The organism is Paenibacillus germinis, assembly GCF_013141785.1.
GTDB lineage: Bacteria > Bacillota > Bacilli > Paenibacillales > NBRC-103111 > Paenibacillus_E > Paenibacillus_E phytorum.
Window position 1 is genome coordinate 96,660 of sequence record NZ_WHOC01000094.1, and the last position, 17,571, is coordinate 114,230.

Genomic DNA, 17,571 nt, shown 5'->3' on the forward strand with positions numbered 1-17,571 from the left:
TTCATTTTACCCTATTTCCCGAAGATTGCCACATATCATAATCGGCAACAATCAATACATCCATTGTACTAGCAAGCGGCACTAGCCTTTTGACAAGAGCATCTTTCCACACAATGATTTGAGTAGCTCCCGCTTCACTTGCTCTGGAAGCAAATACCTGCGGGATTTGGTTGCGGTTAGCTACCTCTTGATACGAAAACTCGCCCCCGAGCCTAATGGTCAGCTTCTCCAATGACTCTAGCTTCTGCTTCCACTCCTCTGCGCCTCCCACCGCAATAAAGCTTACATGCCAAGCTGCTTTAAGTCGATGCGCAATCCGAAAGCCGCGACGAATTAAGCGGTCGGCTTGTGAGATTTCCGTGACGCACACGTAAATCACTTCTTTTCTTCGCCATGGGCCGCGAAGTGAGCTCTTGCGCTCCATAGATTCTAGACGTTCATCTACATCATCAGCGATTTCGCGCAGCGCGAGTTCCCGTAAAGCGATTAGATTCCCCGTTTTAAAGAAATTGTTTAACGCTTGATCTACTTTTACCATCGCATAAATTTTACCATCTCTCATGCGAAGCTGTAAGGCCGCTGGGGCAACGTCGATTAACTGAACTTCATCCGCCATACGAAGAATACTATCGGGAACAGTTTCCATAACCCGAATACCCGTAATTTGTTCCACGGCATCATTTAAGCTTTCCAAGTGCTGCACATTAACGGTAGCAATAACCGATATACCCGCTTCTAGAATTTCCAGCACATCTTCATACCGTTTTTTATGCTTACTGCTGGGTACATTCGAATGGGCTAGTTCATCAACCAAAACCACTTCTGGTCGAAGACGTATGATACCTTCTGTATCCATTTCCTCCAGCTTTACACCTTGATACTGAATTTCTGCCCTAGGTATGATTTCCAGTTCGCCAATCTGTGCGACAGTCTCTTTTCTCCCATGGGTTTCAAGTAAACCAATCTTCACATCAATCCCCTTTTTGAGCAGATCGTTGCCTTCCCGAAGCATCGTATACGTTTTACCGACACCAGGGGCAGCTCCAATATAGACTTTAAATTTTCCGCGTTTAATTTTTTCGATTTTCGCCTCTACTTCTTGTTTGCTCAAACGTTTATATTTGTAAGGTTCCTTCAGCGAGTGGATATGGGCAGGCAGAATACGCTCACCCTCCTGAGAAGCACGATCAGCAATCAAGAACACATCGATATTTGTCGTTCTTTTTAACACGCCATTGATGACGGAGCCTTGTATCAAAGTTTGCCATTGGGTTTGCTTAGAATGACCTAATACAATGCGTGTTACATGATGAGCTATCGCATAGTCGACCAATATTTGAGGGATACTGCGACGGTTCCGAAAAGGCAGCTCTTCAAATTTGCCGCCTACTTTTTGGACAAGCTTCATAATAGACCTGCGAAAAGTGGCCGCTTCTTTGGTGAGCGGTTTATTGAAATTACGCAGCGTAACCACATGCAGATCACCATTCAAACGCTTAGCGATCTGTTGTCCTCTACGCACGTAGATAGAACCGTTCCAATGATACTGTGTCGTAACAAGAATGCGCTCAGTCGCTCCAGATGGACCTAGAATCCCCATTTGTTCGCGATGTTCTTCCAGAGAATCGTTTACATCCTCAGCAACAAGTCGAAGAGCCAGTTCCCGCAGCACGCCTAAATTACCGCGTTTGAATAAAGCTGTATCTTTATTCCCCTTTAAATTGCCTTCTTCCAATCGATTTAAAATCGTTTCCGGCGTCGCGTCGATTAATCGAACCTCATCAGCGAGTTCCAACGTATCTGAGGGAACGCAGTGCCCTACTTCAATGCCAGTTAGTTTATGAGCAACTTCCATCGCCTCTTCCAGCTCATACACATTCACTGTGGTAATAACACTAATGTCATTTGAAAGTAAAAACTTGATATCGTCTAACCGGGATGGAAAGCGAGCATCTGCTCGATTACAGTGGGCTAATCCGTCTACAAGAACGACCTCCGGGTTTCTTTCGAGTAATGCATCCAAATTGAGATCTTTTTGCTCTACACCGTCCTTGATCCAATGAATGCTCGGGACCCTTTCCAAATCCCCCAATTGTTCCACGGTTTCCGGTCTTTGGAGCGTCGATACGGCGCAAATGACCACATCGATCCCCTGCTGCTTAAGGTTCTGCCCTTCACGAAGCATGTGATAGGTTTTCCCAGAGCCGCTGACTGCGCCGATATATATTTTAAAACTGCCGCGGTGCAGTTTAGAAATGGAATATAGGATTTCTTCTGGTGTTTTTCTTTTGAAACCATCCAAATGGCAACATTCTCCCTTCTCCCTAAAATGTGCAGAAACCACTCTCATTATTAACGAGAGTGGCTGCCTGCTTACCTCACAATTTCACTTGCTTAAGCAGTTCCATATTTAATTCGGTCACATTGACTCTAGGCTCACCGAAAACCCCGAGTTGGCGCGTTTTTGAAAGCTTATCAACGAGGTCATTGAGATTTTTCTCAGAGATCCCCGTTTCCTTGCTAATTCTTGGCACTTGGGCCTTAGCTCCTTCCGGAGACAAATCCGGATCGAAACCGGAACCGGAGACAGTAACTAAGTCAGCCGGAATTTCCGTTAGCTTAGGATTCTCTTGCTTCAAGGCATCGATTTTCTCTGCCATTGCCGCAGCATAATCACTTGAAGCCACCGCTGTATTGGAGCCCGATGAAGCAGTGGGATCATACTTGGCTGCAGATTCTCTTGGATGGAAAAGTTTCGGAGACTCGAAGGCTTGAGCTAACAATTCTGATCCAATCACGACACCGCCTGATTCTATGAGACTTCCATTCGCTTGTTTAGGGAATAAGACCTGAGCCACACCTGTCGTTGCAAGTGGATAGATGAGCCCACAGACGATCATGAACAATAAAGACACCCGAACAGCTATAAAAACCGATTTCATAAAGCTATCTCCTCGTTTCTCTTTCTCTTTAAACGATATTTAATCCGTGAAGCACCATATCAATGATTTTAATCCCGATGAAAGGCACGACTACACCGCCTAAACCATAGAGAAGAATATTACGTGACAACAATTTATCTGCTGACATCGCCCGGTACTTAACACCCTTCATGGCAATTGGGATCAGCAGCGGGATGATGATAGCATTGAAAATGAGCGCTGATAAAATGGCCGATTCCGGCGAAGCCAGATTCATAATATTCAAGGCCTGCAGCTGCGGCATAGCTAGAATAAACATCGCAGGAATGATCGCGAAATATTTGGCAATGTCGTTGGCGATAGAAAATGTTGTTAAGGCTCCACGAGTGATCAGCAACTGTTTACCTATGGAGATCACAGAAAGCAGCTTGGTCGGATCGGAATCCAGATCGATCATGTTGGCAGCTTCTTTCGCGGCCATCGTTCCTGAATTCATCGCCAAACCTACATCGGCTTGAGCAAGTGCAGGAGCGTCATTCGTTCCGTCGCCTGTCATAGCTACCAGTTTGCCTTCTTGCTGCTCTTTTTTGATTGCGGCAATTTTATCTTCCGGCTTCGCCTCAGCGATAAACTCGTCGACACCAGCCTCAAGTGCAATCGTCGCAGCAGTCAGTGGGTTATCCCCTGTACACATGACGGTTTTGATGCCCATGGCGCGAAGCTCAGCAAATCGTTCCTTCAAGCCCGGTTTTACCGTATCCTTGAGGTAAATGACACCGTAAATCCGTTCGTTCACCGCGACGGCCAACGGAGTGCCTCCGGCTTTGGCAATTCGGTTTGTGATGGCTTCTAAATCACTGGGAATTTTCCCGCCCATAGCTGCTACATATTTCTTAATTGCGTCGATAGCACCCTTGCGGACTTGTTTACCATCAGCTAAATTAAGCCCCGACATCCGTGTTTCAGCGGTAAACTCCACCACTTCTGCCCCTTGATAGCTATCTGCTTGCCATGTCTCTCCAAGCTTATTCGCAAGCTCCACAATGGAGCGTCCCTCAGGAGTTTCGTCTTTCACTGATGCTTGCAGGGCAGTAAAGATGATGTCTTTAGCAATTAATCCATTCACTGGGACAAACTCCGAAGCCATCCGATTCCCGAAGGTGATCGTCCCTGTTTTATCTAGGATCATCGTATCGATGTCGCCCGCAGCTTCAACCGCTTTACCTGACATGGCAAGCACATTGAACTGCGTCACACGGTCCATTCCTGCGATACCGATAGCTGACAAGAGTCCACCGATTGTCGTCGGAATGAGACAGACCAGCAGAGCAATCAGTGTGGAAATCTCCAATTTTACGTCCAAATACTTCGCCATCGGCACCATGGTCACAATGACAATTAAGAAGATCAAGGTCAGTACAGCAAGCAGCGTTGTTAACGCAATTTCATTCGGTGTTTTTTGTCGTTTGGCGCCTTCCACGAGTGCAATCATGCGATCTAAGAATGATTCACCGGGATCCGTCGTTACTTTGACAACAATGAAGTCAGATGCGACACGCGTTCCACCTGTTACCGATGAGAAGTCGCCGCCTGCTTCCTTAATAACCGGAGCGGACTCCCCTGTAATAGCTGACTCATCAATGGAAGCCAAACCTTCAATGATTTCCCCGTCTGACGGGATGATCTCACCGATTTCAATGCGGACTAAGTCTCCCTTACGAAGAGAAGTCGAAGACACTTCCTTATAAGAACCATCCCTTTGAACCAGGCGAGCCATCGTATCGGATTTCGTCTTCCGCAGGGAATCCGCCTGCGCCTTGCCCCGCCCTTCGGCCAAAGCTTCCGCGAAGTTAGCGAAAAGCAAGGTGAAAAGCAAGATCAAAAACACAGCGATATTATAACCCCGCCCTACTTCTGTGGTACCAAAAAGATCTGGTGCGAGTGAAAGCAGGAGCGTAATGACCGTACCGATCTCAACCACAAACATAACCGGATTTTTGATCATCACCCAAGGATTTAATTTTTTAAACGAATCAACGATAGCTTGATTCATAATTTCTTTTGTCATTGTTTTTTTACGTTCCACAGCCATTTAAATCCTCCCTCTCTATTACGTTTATCCCTTAACGCGCAGCCAAATGTTCAGCAATCGGCCCCAATGCCAGCGCCGGAAAGAACGTTAGAGCACCAATAACTAGAATAATCATGATTAAAATCCCCATAAATAAGGGTGTATTTGTGCGCAATGTGCCTGTCGTTACAGGAACTACTCGCTTAGTAGCAAGTGAACCCGCAATAGCAAGCATCGCTATGATTGAAATGTAACGACCAAACAGCATGACCATACCGATACCCAAGTTGTAGAAGTTCGTATTTGCGGTCAAACCGCCAAAGGCAGATCCGTTATTGGCAGCACCTGACGTGAAAGCATACAGCACTTCTGACAACCCATGCATCCCCTGATTGGCTATCGAGGTAATGGATTCTGGACGAGTAAGCGCCCAAGCTGTCGGTGCCAAAATGATAAGCGGATGGATCAGAATAGCAATGGCCGCCAACTTGACCTCCTTACCTTCAATCTTCTTGCCTAGAAACTCAGGCGTACGACCCACCATCAGTCCACAAATGAAAACAGACAAGATTAGGTAAAGCAACCCGTTTAACAAGCCAACCCCTTTACCGCCGAAGACATTGTTCAACATCATTTCTGCAAATGGGGCGATGCTTCCGAGTGGAGTAAGCGACTCATGCATCGCGTTTACACTGCCTGTTGTTGCAGCTGTGGTTACGGCTGTAAATAGGGCAGTCTCAGACAACCCAAACCTTACTTCCTTGCCTTCCATGTTGCCATGTATGCCCATCGCATCAATCGCCGTTATACCGCGATATTCGGCGTAGAATACCGCCCCCAACATCACGATAAAGATGATCCCCATAGCAGCAAAGATCGTCCAGCCTTGCTTTTTGTTCTTGATCATTAATCCAAATGCGTACACCAGTGATGTAGGCAGCAGCATCATACAAATAATATGGATCAAGTTAGACACCGGGGTCGGATTTTCAAAAGGATGCGCGGCGTTCGTACCGAACCACCCGCCACCATTTGTACCGATATGCTTAATGGATTCGAACGAACCCACTAACCCACGAGTAATCGTTTGTTTCGCTCCTTCTAGCGTTGTAGCCTCCACGGCTCCCAGCAAGGTTTGCGGAATACCTTGAAAAACTAAAACTAAGGCAACAATAAAGCTAAGCGGTAGAAACACCCTTGTAATCACCCTAGTGATATCCACGTAAAAGTTTCCGAGATTATCTTGACGTCCAATTAATCCGCGAATAAATGCAACCGCCACAGCAAATCCAGTTGCTGCCGATGTAAACATCGGGAACGTTAACCCCACCATTTGAGAGAAATAGGACAATGCATTTTCACCGCTGTAAGCTTGCCAGTTCGTATTTGTAATAAAAGAAACAGCTGTATTAAAAGCTAATGCGGGAGGCATATTACCAATGCTATCTGGATTTAGAGGTAGGTATTTTTGAAGTCGAAACACCGCATAAATCAATAGCATCATGACCACATTGAGTAATAATACGGCTCCTAAATACTTTTTCCAGCCCATTGCTTCCTCTTCTTTAACACCCATCAATCGATAGGATGCTCGCTCAAAAGGACCAAAGACACGATCAAGGCGACTCTTTTCATTTCCAAACACTTTAACCAAATAACTACCCACAGGCTTCACCAAAAGCATAATAATACCCAGTGTGATGACTACCTGTAACAATCCCATTCCCATAATAGGTTCTCCCCTTGCTTACATAAGTTCTTGTTATACAATTAAAATTTCTCTGGTTTTACTAGAACAAAACCGAGATACACCATCATGACAAATGCAATAACGCCAATAACAATCATATGAGTGCCTCCTACGAGATTTTTTGCAGAACGCTTATCGAAAGCTAAGCTTAAGCTCACACTTTTTCACAAAATTTAAAAAATCCCCAAAACCCTAGAAATGTTAATGCCATTAATAAAATCATCGTTACATCGTTGTACATAACACACCTCCTTGATTAGACCGGCTCTACTGCTTTCTAGAAATAGTGTAACGCCGAACCATATAAAAAGGGGGTAAAGAATCTATAGTATCCGTATAAAAAAAGCATAAAAATTGCTGACTCTAGAAAGAGATATACGCCTCAGAATGGTCAAATAAATAGATACGATCCCATTGGAGGATAAGTTCTTTTTTGCCCGCAGATGAGTACTTAAGCTTTTCAGATAGATCCGTTAATGCCGATTCTATTAAATGTGTTCTAACTTCTCCCCATGCCTTTTGTTTCTGACGAACATACTTCAGACCATCCGTAAGGGTAAGACCTTGGATCCGCTGAAATTCGAGCTTGGAAATGTCCTACCTTGGCAAACTGCGCTTGCTTTGGATTCACCTCGAGAAACCCATTGTTTACATACAATCAACTCCACTTTGGAGCTTACCTTAATCCACGACCAAGGATAAGCTCAGAGCCTCTAAAGATTGTTATCAAATAAGAGCCCCTAAAGACTCTTATCCCGCTCCTTTAGCCACTTTCTGCGCAAATAGAAGCTCCCAAAGGCTCTTATTTCTCTGAGTAGCTAGCTTTCCCACCCTATCAACGACAAATAAGAGCCTCTAAAGGCTCTTATCCCGCTACTTAGCCACTTTCTGCGCAAATAGAAGCTCCAAAGGCTCTTATTTCTCTGAGTAGCTGGCATTCCTACCCTATCAACGACAAATAAGAACCCCTAAAGGCTCTTATCCCTCTACTTTAGCCACTTTCTGCGTAAATAGAAGCTCCCAAAGGCTCTTATTTCTCTGAGTAGCTAGCTTTCCCACCCTATCAACGACAGATAAGAGCCTCTAAAGGCTCTTATCCCGCTCCTTTAGCCACTTTCTGCGTAAATAGAAGCTCCCAAAGACTCTTATTTCTCTGAGTAGCTAGTATGAAGTAAGGCCACCCTAATAGCTTATTTTTTCAAATGATACGGTACTGTCGTTACGATAAGGTCCCTTCTGTAAAGCAGAAAAGCTCGGATAAGTAAGCTGGATTGGTTATGGAGAATATTCTGCCAGCTTTTCTTTGGAATAAACTGTGGGATTAGGACCGTTACCCTAAAATTCGATTCAGCTGCCTTATTCTCAACCGTATCAATAAATTTCGTCAATGGTTGAACAATGCTCCGATATTGGGAATGTAAAGTAACCAACCTTATATCGGGTTGCCAATTATTCCATTTCTCCTCAAATTGTTTCTCGGCATCTCTTTCGAAAGCCACATAAACGGCGATGATCTGATCTGGCGAAAGGGATTTGGCATAATTCAAGGAGTTCTCTACCACATGCGTAATGCCTGCCACAGGCACAATCATCACATTTCCTTCAATAGGAATCGCGGGTTCGCAAGTTGTTATTCGTAATTGTTCACCTACGGCCTCGTAGTGTTTCTTGATTTGATGAAAAATAAAAACAATTAAGGGCAAAAAGATGAGAACGGACCACACCTGCCCAAACTTGGTAATAAAGAAAATCATCATGACCGTAAAGCTCATGAAAGCTCCAACTAAATTAATCGTTAATTTCACAATCCAGCCTTCCGGTTTCTCACGGATCCATTTTACCAACATCCCCGTCTGAGCTAAGGTAAATGGAATGAACACTCCCACTGCATACAGAGGGATTAAATGCTCCGTTTTTCCTTTGAAAAGGATGATTAACAAGATCAATGTAACTGCTAGGAAAATGATTCCGTTTGAATACCCAAGCCGATCTCCTCTAATCGTAAACATCCTTGCTATAAATTTATCTTTGGCCAGATTAACAGCCAGTAATGGGAAAGCCGAATATCCCGTATTTGCAGCGAGAACAAGAATCATAGCGGTTGTACCTTGAATGATGTAATACATGAAATTTCTGCCGAACGTTGAAGCAGCAATTTGTGAGACAACCGTTTCCTTTTCTTTGGGAGATATCCCATAGTAATACGCTAGATAAACGACTCCCGCAAATAAAATCGCAAGTAGTAAGCCCATAGCCATCAATGTTTTGGAAGCATTTTTGGGAGCTGAATCCTCAAAGTTCGGAATGGCATTAGAGATAGCTTCAACCCCTGTTAAAGCTGAACTTCCCGATGAGAAAGCTCTTAGTAATAGAAACAAGGAAATACCTGCAACAGGCGTGCCAATTGGAGTATGCAGTTCAGCTGAGACATTCCCAGTTACGATATTGTATAATCCAACACCAATTAAGATAAACAAAGCCAGAACAAATAGATACACAGGATAAGCTAAAATAGAAGCCGACTCCGTTATACCCCTGAGATTTAAGATCGTAATGAATATAACCAATACAATGGCAATAACCACAGTATAAGGATGCAAATGCGGAAAGGCAGACGTAATGGCATCTGTACCTGCCGAGATACTGACCGCCACCGTTAGTATGTAATCAACTAAAAGGGATCCTCCTGCAAATAAACCCGCGTTCATCCCGAGATTTTCCTTCGATACGACATAGGCCCCGCCACCATGCGGATAGGCATATATGATTTGTTGATAAGACAAAATAAGTGCTACTAGAAGAAACAGAACGCCTATTGCGATAGGGATTGTGTACCAATAAGCTGCAGCACTTACGGTAATCAATACTAGTAGAATCTGCTCAGGCCCATAGGCAACGGATGATAAAGCGTCGGAAGAGAGGATAGCTAAAGCTTTCTTTTTATTAAGCTTTTGTTCCCCTAGTTCGTTTGACTTTAATGGCTGACCGATTAAAAATCGTTTAATGACAGAAAACATGATTTACACCCGCCATGGTTTTTTAAGTTCATTTTATTTTACCCAGTTGTGAGAAAAAAGAATCATAAATTTTGGATATGGATCATCCGATTTGATTCCTAACGCATTGCTTTTTGTTGTATATAACATACAATATTAGTGTAAACGTATGGTAAAACCCACAAAAACTACAAGACCACCTTTGCGTGGTTTCTTTTTTTTTTGACGAAAAGCAAGCTGACAAAAGTAGTGTTTTTTCATCAAAGGATTCGACAAGACTCAAATTGAATAAATATTGTACTATACATAGAAAGGTTGTGGCTTCTGTGTACTCACACGAAGATCTAATTTCAATTCGACTTGGGATCATGCTCTTTCTGGTTCCAATACTGGGCGTCGCATCACTTTATTTGATTAGTTAAATTTTTTAATCATACCAGCAACTCCAATGCGATGCGTTCTTAGCCCATCACTTAACAGACTGGACCATTGACAGACTACAGAGCATAACACTCACACGAAAGGTTGTGCGGCCATGAAATGGATTATTAGGTGGTTCAAACCGAAACCAGTAATTGTAACGGGGTACATACGATTTCACGGCACTTGGTATGTGAAACATGAGTAAGTCATGGCAGCATGAATATGGACTTCATACTGTCTCCCAAAACAGCAGAAACTATCACCAAGAACTTCGTTGAATACGACGGGTAACGATATTTCAATAAAAAAGCGGCAGTCTAGGACTTTAAAGTCCCAAGCTGCCGCTGTATTTTTATGTTGCTTAGTACTTTTCTCCACACCTCCCTCATATCGGGAGGCTTATTTGTCAGCGCTTATTCTCAATGGTTATATCTAGACGCTCTAGTAGAAGAGCTGTATCCGAACGAAGTCTGGAAAGCTCCGTTCCAGGTGCGTATTCAAGAATCAACTGGCAATCGCGCGCTGAACGCAACTCCTCATAAATAGGTTCCCATTCTATTGAGCCTTCTCCAATGGGAAGATGCTCGTCGGAAACTCCAGAATTATCATGCAGATGAACGGAACCAAGCCTAGGGGCTACCTTCTGGAGCAAGGCTGGAATATTCCAGCCATTAAGGTGGGCATGCCCAGTGTCTACCAAATAGACAGCCGCAGATTCCAGCCGCTGGACGAACTGCACATACTCATCCTCCGTAAATAGCGAATGACCGTGATATCCAACATTCTCAATAGCTAATTGAATCCCGAGAGGAGAAGCAATCCGGCATAGCCTATTTACTGCCTCCTCAGCATGCGCGATTGCGTTTTGTTTACTGAAAGCCGGTGAAAAGCAAAACCCCGGATGAATCACGACATGCTTGGCCCCTATACGGTGGGCAAACAAGACCGATTTGCGGTATTCATCGAATGAAGCTTCACGTATTGCTTTATTTTCACTGGTTAGATTCGTATCCCAAGCAGGAGGATGCACGCTATAAGAAACGCCGGCATGCAGGAGGTAGGGGACAGCCCTGTCCATGGTTCCTTCTATATCGTTCCACGCCCCTCCATCAAGCAGAAGCTCAATATGCTTCGCCCCTTCTCTAATCAGCGCTTCCACATTTTCTTCCACTGGCTTCCCTAGTAACAACAAATCGGAATAACTGATCGTCCACTCCATTGAAACGCCCCCATTCTTTGATTGTGACAACGAGATTGTCTACAACAAGATTATCCTACTTCCGAACGGGTCGGCTGGCAATTGACGATTTTTTAGATGGTTTACATTCGTTTTGATTTCCGATACTCACCGGGCGGTATGCCGGTTATTTTCTTAAACATTCGTATAAAAGAAGTGACGTTCTGATAACCGATCTGAAGGCCAATTTCCTGTACACTAAGATTATGCTCGGTAAGCAACTCCTTCGCTTTGCGAATTCGGATAGCATTTAAGTGCTCGCTGAAGTTGGTGCCCGTTTTCTCTTTAATGTACACCGACAAGTAGGCAACGGATAAATTCAGTTTATCGGCAAGCAGTTCAAGTGACAGATCCTCCGCATACCGATTCTCTACATAGTCCAAGATGAACGAGATGGTTGGATCTTGTTCATCTTTGATGGATAAGATGATTGTCGCGGATGTGAGAAAAAGATGCTCATAGAACTGTTTGAACTGGTCCAGCGTGTAGCATTCTTTCATAAGTGCCATATTGCGCTGCTGCATGGAGGATTCTGCATCGACTCCATAGGGTGCTAATATTTTCACTACCCTTGCTATGATTCCAGCAGCCAGTTGCTTCAGCTGCTGGATGCTTGCTTCCTTTCGATCAAATTGTTCGAGCATCCGATTCAAGAATGAGATACAGAACTCATGGTTGCCTGCCTGCAAGTTCGCGTACAGCTCTTGCTCTTGCTGAACTGTGAATACCAGTTGAGGTGGTACATGGCGACGTTCCCGAATGACTTGGCTTTCATCAACTGGCCTAGCTCGCTGAGCCATCTCCTGAACTTCGAGATAGGCATCATTAAACTGGCTGGAATGCTCGTAAACCGAGCTGATTGCAATAGTTGCAAGAAAATAATCTTTATCCCGGTCAAGTATCATTTTCAGCATCCCCAGTCCTTGCTCCAACTCTTCTCCCAAATCTTTACCTCTAATTAGAGATAATATTTGATTATTTTCGATTTGAAAGGTATGGGAAGAGGGAACAGATTCGGACATGACCACATTAATATACTCCTGAATATAGTAAGCCATGCGATCCGTTTTCATCTGACTGTTCTCAACCGATAGCATCTTAAAGTGGAGCTGATACAATACGATGAAGAACGGTTCGTTCATTTCGGCGATATCCTTCCAGTCGTTAATGTCGGACATAATAGCTTTCAATTTATTGATATAACCAAAGCTAGTCAGAAGAGATCGTTTGTCGATTAGATCCTTGAGGGTAGCCTCCTTCTCCAGCATCAAATCCCGGATGTTCTGATGGATCAAGTCAAACTCGTGAATGGTGCTTTTCAACTTGCCCGAATCCCTGCGTAAAAGCAAAGTTACCATATCTTTGACTGGTCGATTAATTTTGCGGCTGAAGAACACGGAAGCAAGGATGCCGATGATGATCGCAGCGCCAGAGATTAAGATCAGAGTAAGTGTGGTAGTCCTGACTCTTGCCGCAATATTGGAATAAGGAACAGCTGTTACATAGGTGAGACTAGAGTCGGCAGGCGCTTCTCTAAAAAAGTAATAATCGCCGGATAAGATGTAATCTTCACTTTCATTAAACTTGGGTATATCGGTTGCCGCCAGCCGACCAGAGGTGCTATATAGAAGCGATCCATCCTTCTCTAAGATCATGAACTGCCGATTGTCCTCCTCGCCATAATAGGCTTCTCGCATCAGATTGCCATCAAGCAAGGCAATCACCTGATAATTGGAGGCTGGCACCCGAAACGAAAATGGAATAAGCTGTAGATCCAATGCGGAATTCAGGCTAGACACAGTAAATGTTTCTTCGGCGTGCAGCCTGTAATTGCGGGAATCACGGAAATTATTTTCCCAAAATGAGAGCGGGTAATCTTCGCTCACGTAGAATCGCGAGAAAAGCATGTCCGCTTCGACGCTGCCTTCCTTTTCAAAAACGATCGATGGCGTGTTGAAATGAATCAACACATTATGGAGATAGAGCATCGGATTGTACGCTTGGGCCCGCAGAGGCTTCATAAGTTCCATCGCAGAGGAAAACTCGATATCTAACGGACTCTTCCTAAGAAGTTGACGGTTGAAAGCAACCACATATTCATCTGAATAAAGATCAAACAGTATAGTCTTCATTCGCTCAAAATGAGTTTGATACCGCTCTGCGGTATTCTTAAGCATCAAGCGGTTGTACTGAATAATCTCTTTCTGTACGCCCTTTCCGAATAAATGGACGGACAGCAGGTTAAATGAGGAAAACAGTAAAATAATGACAAGAAAGCTAATGAATATTTTAAAAACGAGCATTTGTCGGTTAAAGATAGGCCATTTCAATGAGAGTACTCCTTTTCAAGTGAGGTTCTATCTTTATTTGGTTGTATTTATTCTACATGAATATGGTCTTGTAAATAAGATACTATTTTTTATGTAGTTATCATTATTTTGGGTGGGCCATGATTTAGCCAACGAACATAAGAACTGTAAATACCTATTTCCTCAGAGCCATGCTACGATCTGAATTGAAAAAACGAAAGCGGGTGAGAATTTGTCGAACCAATCTTCTATGTCAACAGCAGAAATGAATGTAAGTACCCGAAAAAAAAGTTCGGCAACGGTGAGGCGTATCAAAAAAAACTGGGATTTGTACTTACTTATTTTACCTGTCATGGCCTTCTTTATTATATTCGAGTATGTGCCGATGTACGGTGTGCAGATTGCATTCAAAGACTTTATCGCAAACAAGGGGATTACGGGGAGCCCATGGGTCGGCTTCAAACACTTTGAGCGCTTTTTTGAAAGCTACTATTTTTGGAGATTACTCAAAAATACACTCGGCATCGGAGTGTACCAGTTAGTAATTGGCTTCCCCGTACCGATTGCGCTTGCGCTCTTAATCAACGAGCTGCGCTCCAAGAGAGTTAGCCGTTTCGTACAAACCGTTACCTATGCGCCTCACTTTTTGTCCACGGTAGTTATGGTAGGAATGATCTTCATTTTCCTCTCGCCTCAAACGGGAATCGTGAATGGACTGATCACCTGGTTTAGGGGAGCACCCATTGATTTTCTGACGGAGCCGGCTTGGTTTAAAACCATATATGTTGGCTCGGGTGTATGGCAGCAAATGGGCTGGAGCTCCATTATCTATTTGGCTGCTTTAACCGGTATCGATCCACAGCTTCACGAAGCCGCAAGGGTGGACGGAGCGAGCCGCTGGCAGCGCATCTGGCATGTTAATTTACCAGGCATTATACCTACGATCATCATTTTGCTCATCCTGAATATGGGTTCCTTGCTCAGCGTTGGCTTCGAGAAGGTGTACCTGATGCAGAATTCGCTCAATATGTCTTCATCTGACATTATTTCCACCCATGTATACCACAAAGGGATTCTCGATGGGCAATACAGTTATTCCGCAGCCGTCGGTCTGTTCAATTCAATCGTCAATTTCACTTTACTTGTCATTGTCAATCGAATGGCCCGTAAAGTAAACGGCACAAGCTTATGGTAGGAGGTCAGGAAGATGCAGCAGCAATTCAACACTGAGAAATTATTCGACTGGTTCGTCCATGCATTATTGGCACTTATATGCGTTGTTGTGTTATATCCGTTAGTGTTCGTTCTGGCTGCATCCATTAGCAGTCCCGAAGCGGTCATGCGAGGTGAGGTTTGGCTTTGGCCGAAACAAATTACGTTAATTGGATATTATAGAGTTTTTCAAAACAGTGAAATTTTAACTGGTTATACGAACACGATTATTTATACCGTAGTCGGGACCGCCATCAATCTGGTGATGTCGATCGCAGCAGCTTTTCCTCTTTCACGAAGAGATTTTTACGGACGTAATCTTTTTGCTGCTTTGATGGTGTTTACGATGTTTTTCAGCGGGGGCATGATTCCGTCCTATCTATTGGTCAAAGATTTGGGGATGCTGAACTCGATGTGGGCGCTTATTATTCCGGGAGCCGTATCCGTTTATAATATTTTAATCATGCGAACTTTCTTTCAAAACGGTATTCCGCAAGAGATGCAAGAAGCCGCTTCGATTGATGGTTGTTCGAATATTGGCACGCTTGTGAAAATTGTGCTGCCGCTATCGATGCCAATTATAGCGGTTATGATCCTATTTTACAGTGTAGGACATTGGAATTCCTATTTCAGCGCCCTCATTTATTTGACCGATCGTGATCAATACCCGTTGCAGCTGTTCTTGCGCGAAATCCTGATTCAGGGACAAATGCAAGAGATGCTGGGAGTTGGTGACGATACGAATGCTAATGTCGTACTGGAAGGTGAAGCCATCAAGTATGCACTGGTCATCGTTGCTAATTTGCCAATATTTCTGTTGTACCCATTTCTTCAAAAATATTTTGCCAAGGGCGTTATGATCGGTGCGATCAAAGGGTAAGGGCACTTGTAAGAGCTTGCATGCTGCGCTTTATAAGTTTAGCTATTAAGGTAATACCTTTTAGCCATAGATGTAAAGGAAAATAAGGGAGGCAGAAAAATTAATGAAAAGTAAGAGCTGGGTATCGTTAACTATAGTAGCTGTCATGACCGGAAGCCTATTGTCGGCTTGTAGTGAAGGAGAGCAAGGTACAGCGAAGAATCCTACCAGTCCAAGTGCCAATACGAAGGACGTTGCCAACTTAAACAAAACGGGCATGCCGATCGTAAAAGAGCCTATTTCACTGACCTTTTTCACGGGCAAAGCTCCTACCAATGGCAATAACTTTGAAGAAACACTTGTATGGAAAGAATATGCGAAAATGACGAATGTTAACGTCAAATTCCAGCTCGTTCCTTTTGAAAATTTAAACGAAAAACGTAACCTTGTGTTAGCTGGCGGTGATTATCCAGACGCTTTTTATTCCTCGAGAGTATCTTCTGCAGATTTAGCGAAATATGGCGCTCAGGGGACCTTTGTCAAATTGAATGACCTGATTGACAATTATGCACCTAACTTCAAGAAACTGATGGAGAAATACCCTGACTTGAAAAAAGGGCTGACTATGCCTGATGGCGGTATCTATTCATTCCCGTCCTTTTATAGTCCAGACTTCCTTCCGATGCTCATCGGAACCCCGCTCTGGGTCAAGCAGGAATGGCTAGAGAAGCTCAAAATGAAGGAACCAACGACAACCGAGGAGTTTTATCAATATTTGAAGGCAGTCAAGAATACCGATTTGAATGGGAATGGTCAGGCGGACGAAGTTCCTTACGCTGGAGAGGGCATCAATCCGCTAATTGAACAAATAAGAGGTGCATGGGACTTCGGTAACCGTGGATTGGGCCACAAATTCGTAGATGTCGATTCTAAATCGAATGAACTGCGCTTCTTCCGAACAGATCCGAAATACAAAGAGGTCATCGAATACGTGCGCAAGCTATATACAGAAGGCCTAATCGATAAGGAAATTTTCACGGTTAAACCGGCTGCCTTGTACGCTAAAGGCGGGAAGGGAGTCTTTGGCTCAACGATCAATCCTAATCCGATGACCCAGATGAGCCAGCCGGGCTATTATGGACTTGGCGCATTAAAAGGGCCGCACGGCGATCAATTGTTTACTCAAGTTAAGGTACCTATCGTATGGCCTGGATCATTTGTTGTCACAGACAAAAACAAGAACCCTGAAGCCACGATCCGCTGGATCGACCACTTATACGGCGACGAAGGAGCAACGTTTTATTTCATGGGTGTTGAAGGACAAACCTATAAAAAGGCTGCGGATGGCAAGCTGGAATTCGTAGAAGAAATTACGAAAAATCCGAACGGATTGACCATGGATCAGGCATTGGCGAAATACATCACTTGGCTCGGAGGAAGCTATCCAGGCTATGTGCAGGAAAAATATTTCAAAGGCTCCGAGACATTGCCAGAATCGATAGCTGTAGGGAAGAAAGCGGAACAACACAAACTCAAAGAGCTATGGAATGCATTTAACTTTACTCAGGAAGAAACCGAGTTCAGATCGTCCATTGGAAATGATATCCAAAATTATATCAGTGAGATGGAAGCGAAGTTTATTTCCGGTACCGCACCGATGTCAGAGTGGGATAAATACGTTTCTACCGTTGATAAAATGGGTGTTGGTGAATATATGAAAATCTATAAGCAAGCGTACGATCGTTACAAGAAGTAAATTAGCAATGCTAGCAGATTCTAGGGAGGGCTGCCTA

At 43.9% G+C, this 17,571-nt stretch carries 11 protein-coding genes; 3 read left to right on the plus strand and 8 right to left on the minus strand.

The annotated features are described in order from the left end of the window. Nucleotide 1: 1 nt before the first annotated feature. The 8 genes from GC102_RS19275 to GC102_RS19310 form a co-directional block, all read right to left on the minus strand. Nucleotides 2–2,302, minus strand: a complete 2,301-nt coding sequence (locus tag GC102_RS19275) for a histidine kinase (RefSeq protein WP_171690986.1) — start codon at nucleotides 2,300–2,302, stop codon at nucleotides 2–4. Nucleotides 2,303–2,378: 76 nt separating this feature from the next. After that, a complete protein-coding gene (gene kdpC / locus GC102_RS19280; RefSeq protein ID WP_171690987.1) occupies nucleotides 2,379–2,942 on the minus strand; it encodes a potassium-transporting ATPase subunit KdpC in 564 nt (187 codons plus the stop codon). A gap of 28 nt (nucleotides 2,943–2,970) precedes the next feature. After that, entirely contained in the window at nucleotides 2,971–5,013 is a 2,043-nt protein-coding gene (gene kdpB / locus GC102_RS19285) for a potassium-transporting ATPase subunit KdpB (protein WP_171690988.1), read from the minus strand. Nucleotides 5,014–5,044: 31 nt separating this feature from the next. After that, nucleotides 5,045–6,715: a potassium-transporting ATPase subunit KdpA gene (gene kdpA / locus GC102_RS19290; protein ID WP_171691074.1), complete on the minus strand. Its 1,671-nt coding sequence runs from the start codon at nucleotides 6,713–6,715 to the stop codon at nucleotides 5,045–5,047. A gap of 47 nt (nucleotides 6,716–6,762) precedes the next feature. Beyond that, a complete protein-coding gene (locus GC102_RS40625; RefSeq protein WP_376769389.1) occupies nucleotides 6,763–6,840 on the minus strand; it encodes a potassium-transporting ATPase subunit F in 78 nt (25 codons plus the stop codon). A 1,092-nt stretch (nucleotides 6,841–7,932) separates the two neighbouring features. Continuing rightward, nucleotides 7,933–9,759: a potassium transporter KimA gene (gene kimA, locus GC102_RS19300; RefSeq protein ID WP_171690990.1), complete on the minus strand. Its 1,827-nt coding sequence runs from the start codon at nucleotides 9,757–9,759 to the stop codon at nucleotides 7,933–7,935. A gap of 808 nt (nucleotides 9,760–10,567) precedes the next feature. Then, nucleotides 10,568–11,380 (minus strand): sugar phosphate isomerase/epimerase family protein, encoded by an 813-nt coding sequence (locus GC102_RS19305; protein WP_171690991.1) that lies wholly within the window; start codon nucleotides 11,378–11,380, stop codon nucleotides 10,568–10,570. A 101-nt stretch (nucleotides 11,381–11,481) separates the two neighbouring features. Continuing rightward, nucleotides 11,482–13,728 carry a helix-turn-helix domain-containing protein gene (locus GC102_RS19310; RefSeq protein WP_246321000.1) on the minus strand — a complete coding sequence of 749 codons (2,247 nt, stop codon included), beginning with the start codon at nucleotides 13,726–13,728 and terminating at the stop codon, nucleotides 11,482–11,484. A gap of 244 nt (nucleotides 13,729–13,972) precedes the next feature. On the opposite strand from GC102_RS19310, the gene GC102_RS19315 reads away from it, so the two are divergent. The 3 genes from GC102_RS19315 to GC102_RS19325 all read left to right on the plus strand — a co-directional run bounded on the left by GC102_RS19315 (nucleotide 13,973) and on the right by GC102_RS19325 (nucleotide 17,534). Then, the gene (locus tag GC102_RS19315) at nucleotides 13,973–14,902 is read left to right on the plus strand and encodes an ABC transporter permease (protein WP_246321007.1); all 930 of its coding nucleotides are present in this window, start codon (nucleotides 13,973–13,975) and stop codon (nucleotides 14,900–14,902) included. A 12-nt stretch (nucleotides 14,903–14,914) separates the two neighbouring features. Then, nucleotides 14,915–15,799 (plus strand): carbohydrate ABC transporter permease, encoded by an 885-nt coding sequence (locus tag GC102_RS19320; protein ID WP_171690992.1) that lies wholly within the window; start codon nucleotides 14,915–14,917, stop codon nucleotides 15,797–15,799. Between the two features lie 103 nt (nucleotides 15,800–15,902). Then, nucleotides 15,903–17,534, plus strand: a complete 1,632-nt coding sequence (locus GC102_RS19325) for a type 2 periplasmic-binding domain-containing protein (protein ID WP_171690993.1) — start codon at nucleotides 15,903–15,905, stop codon at nucleotides 17,532–17,534. Nucleotides 17,535–17,571 lie beyond the last annotated feature (37 nt).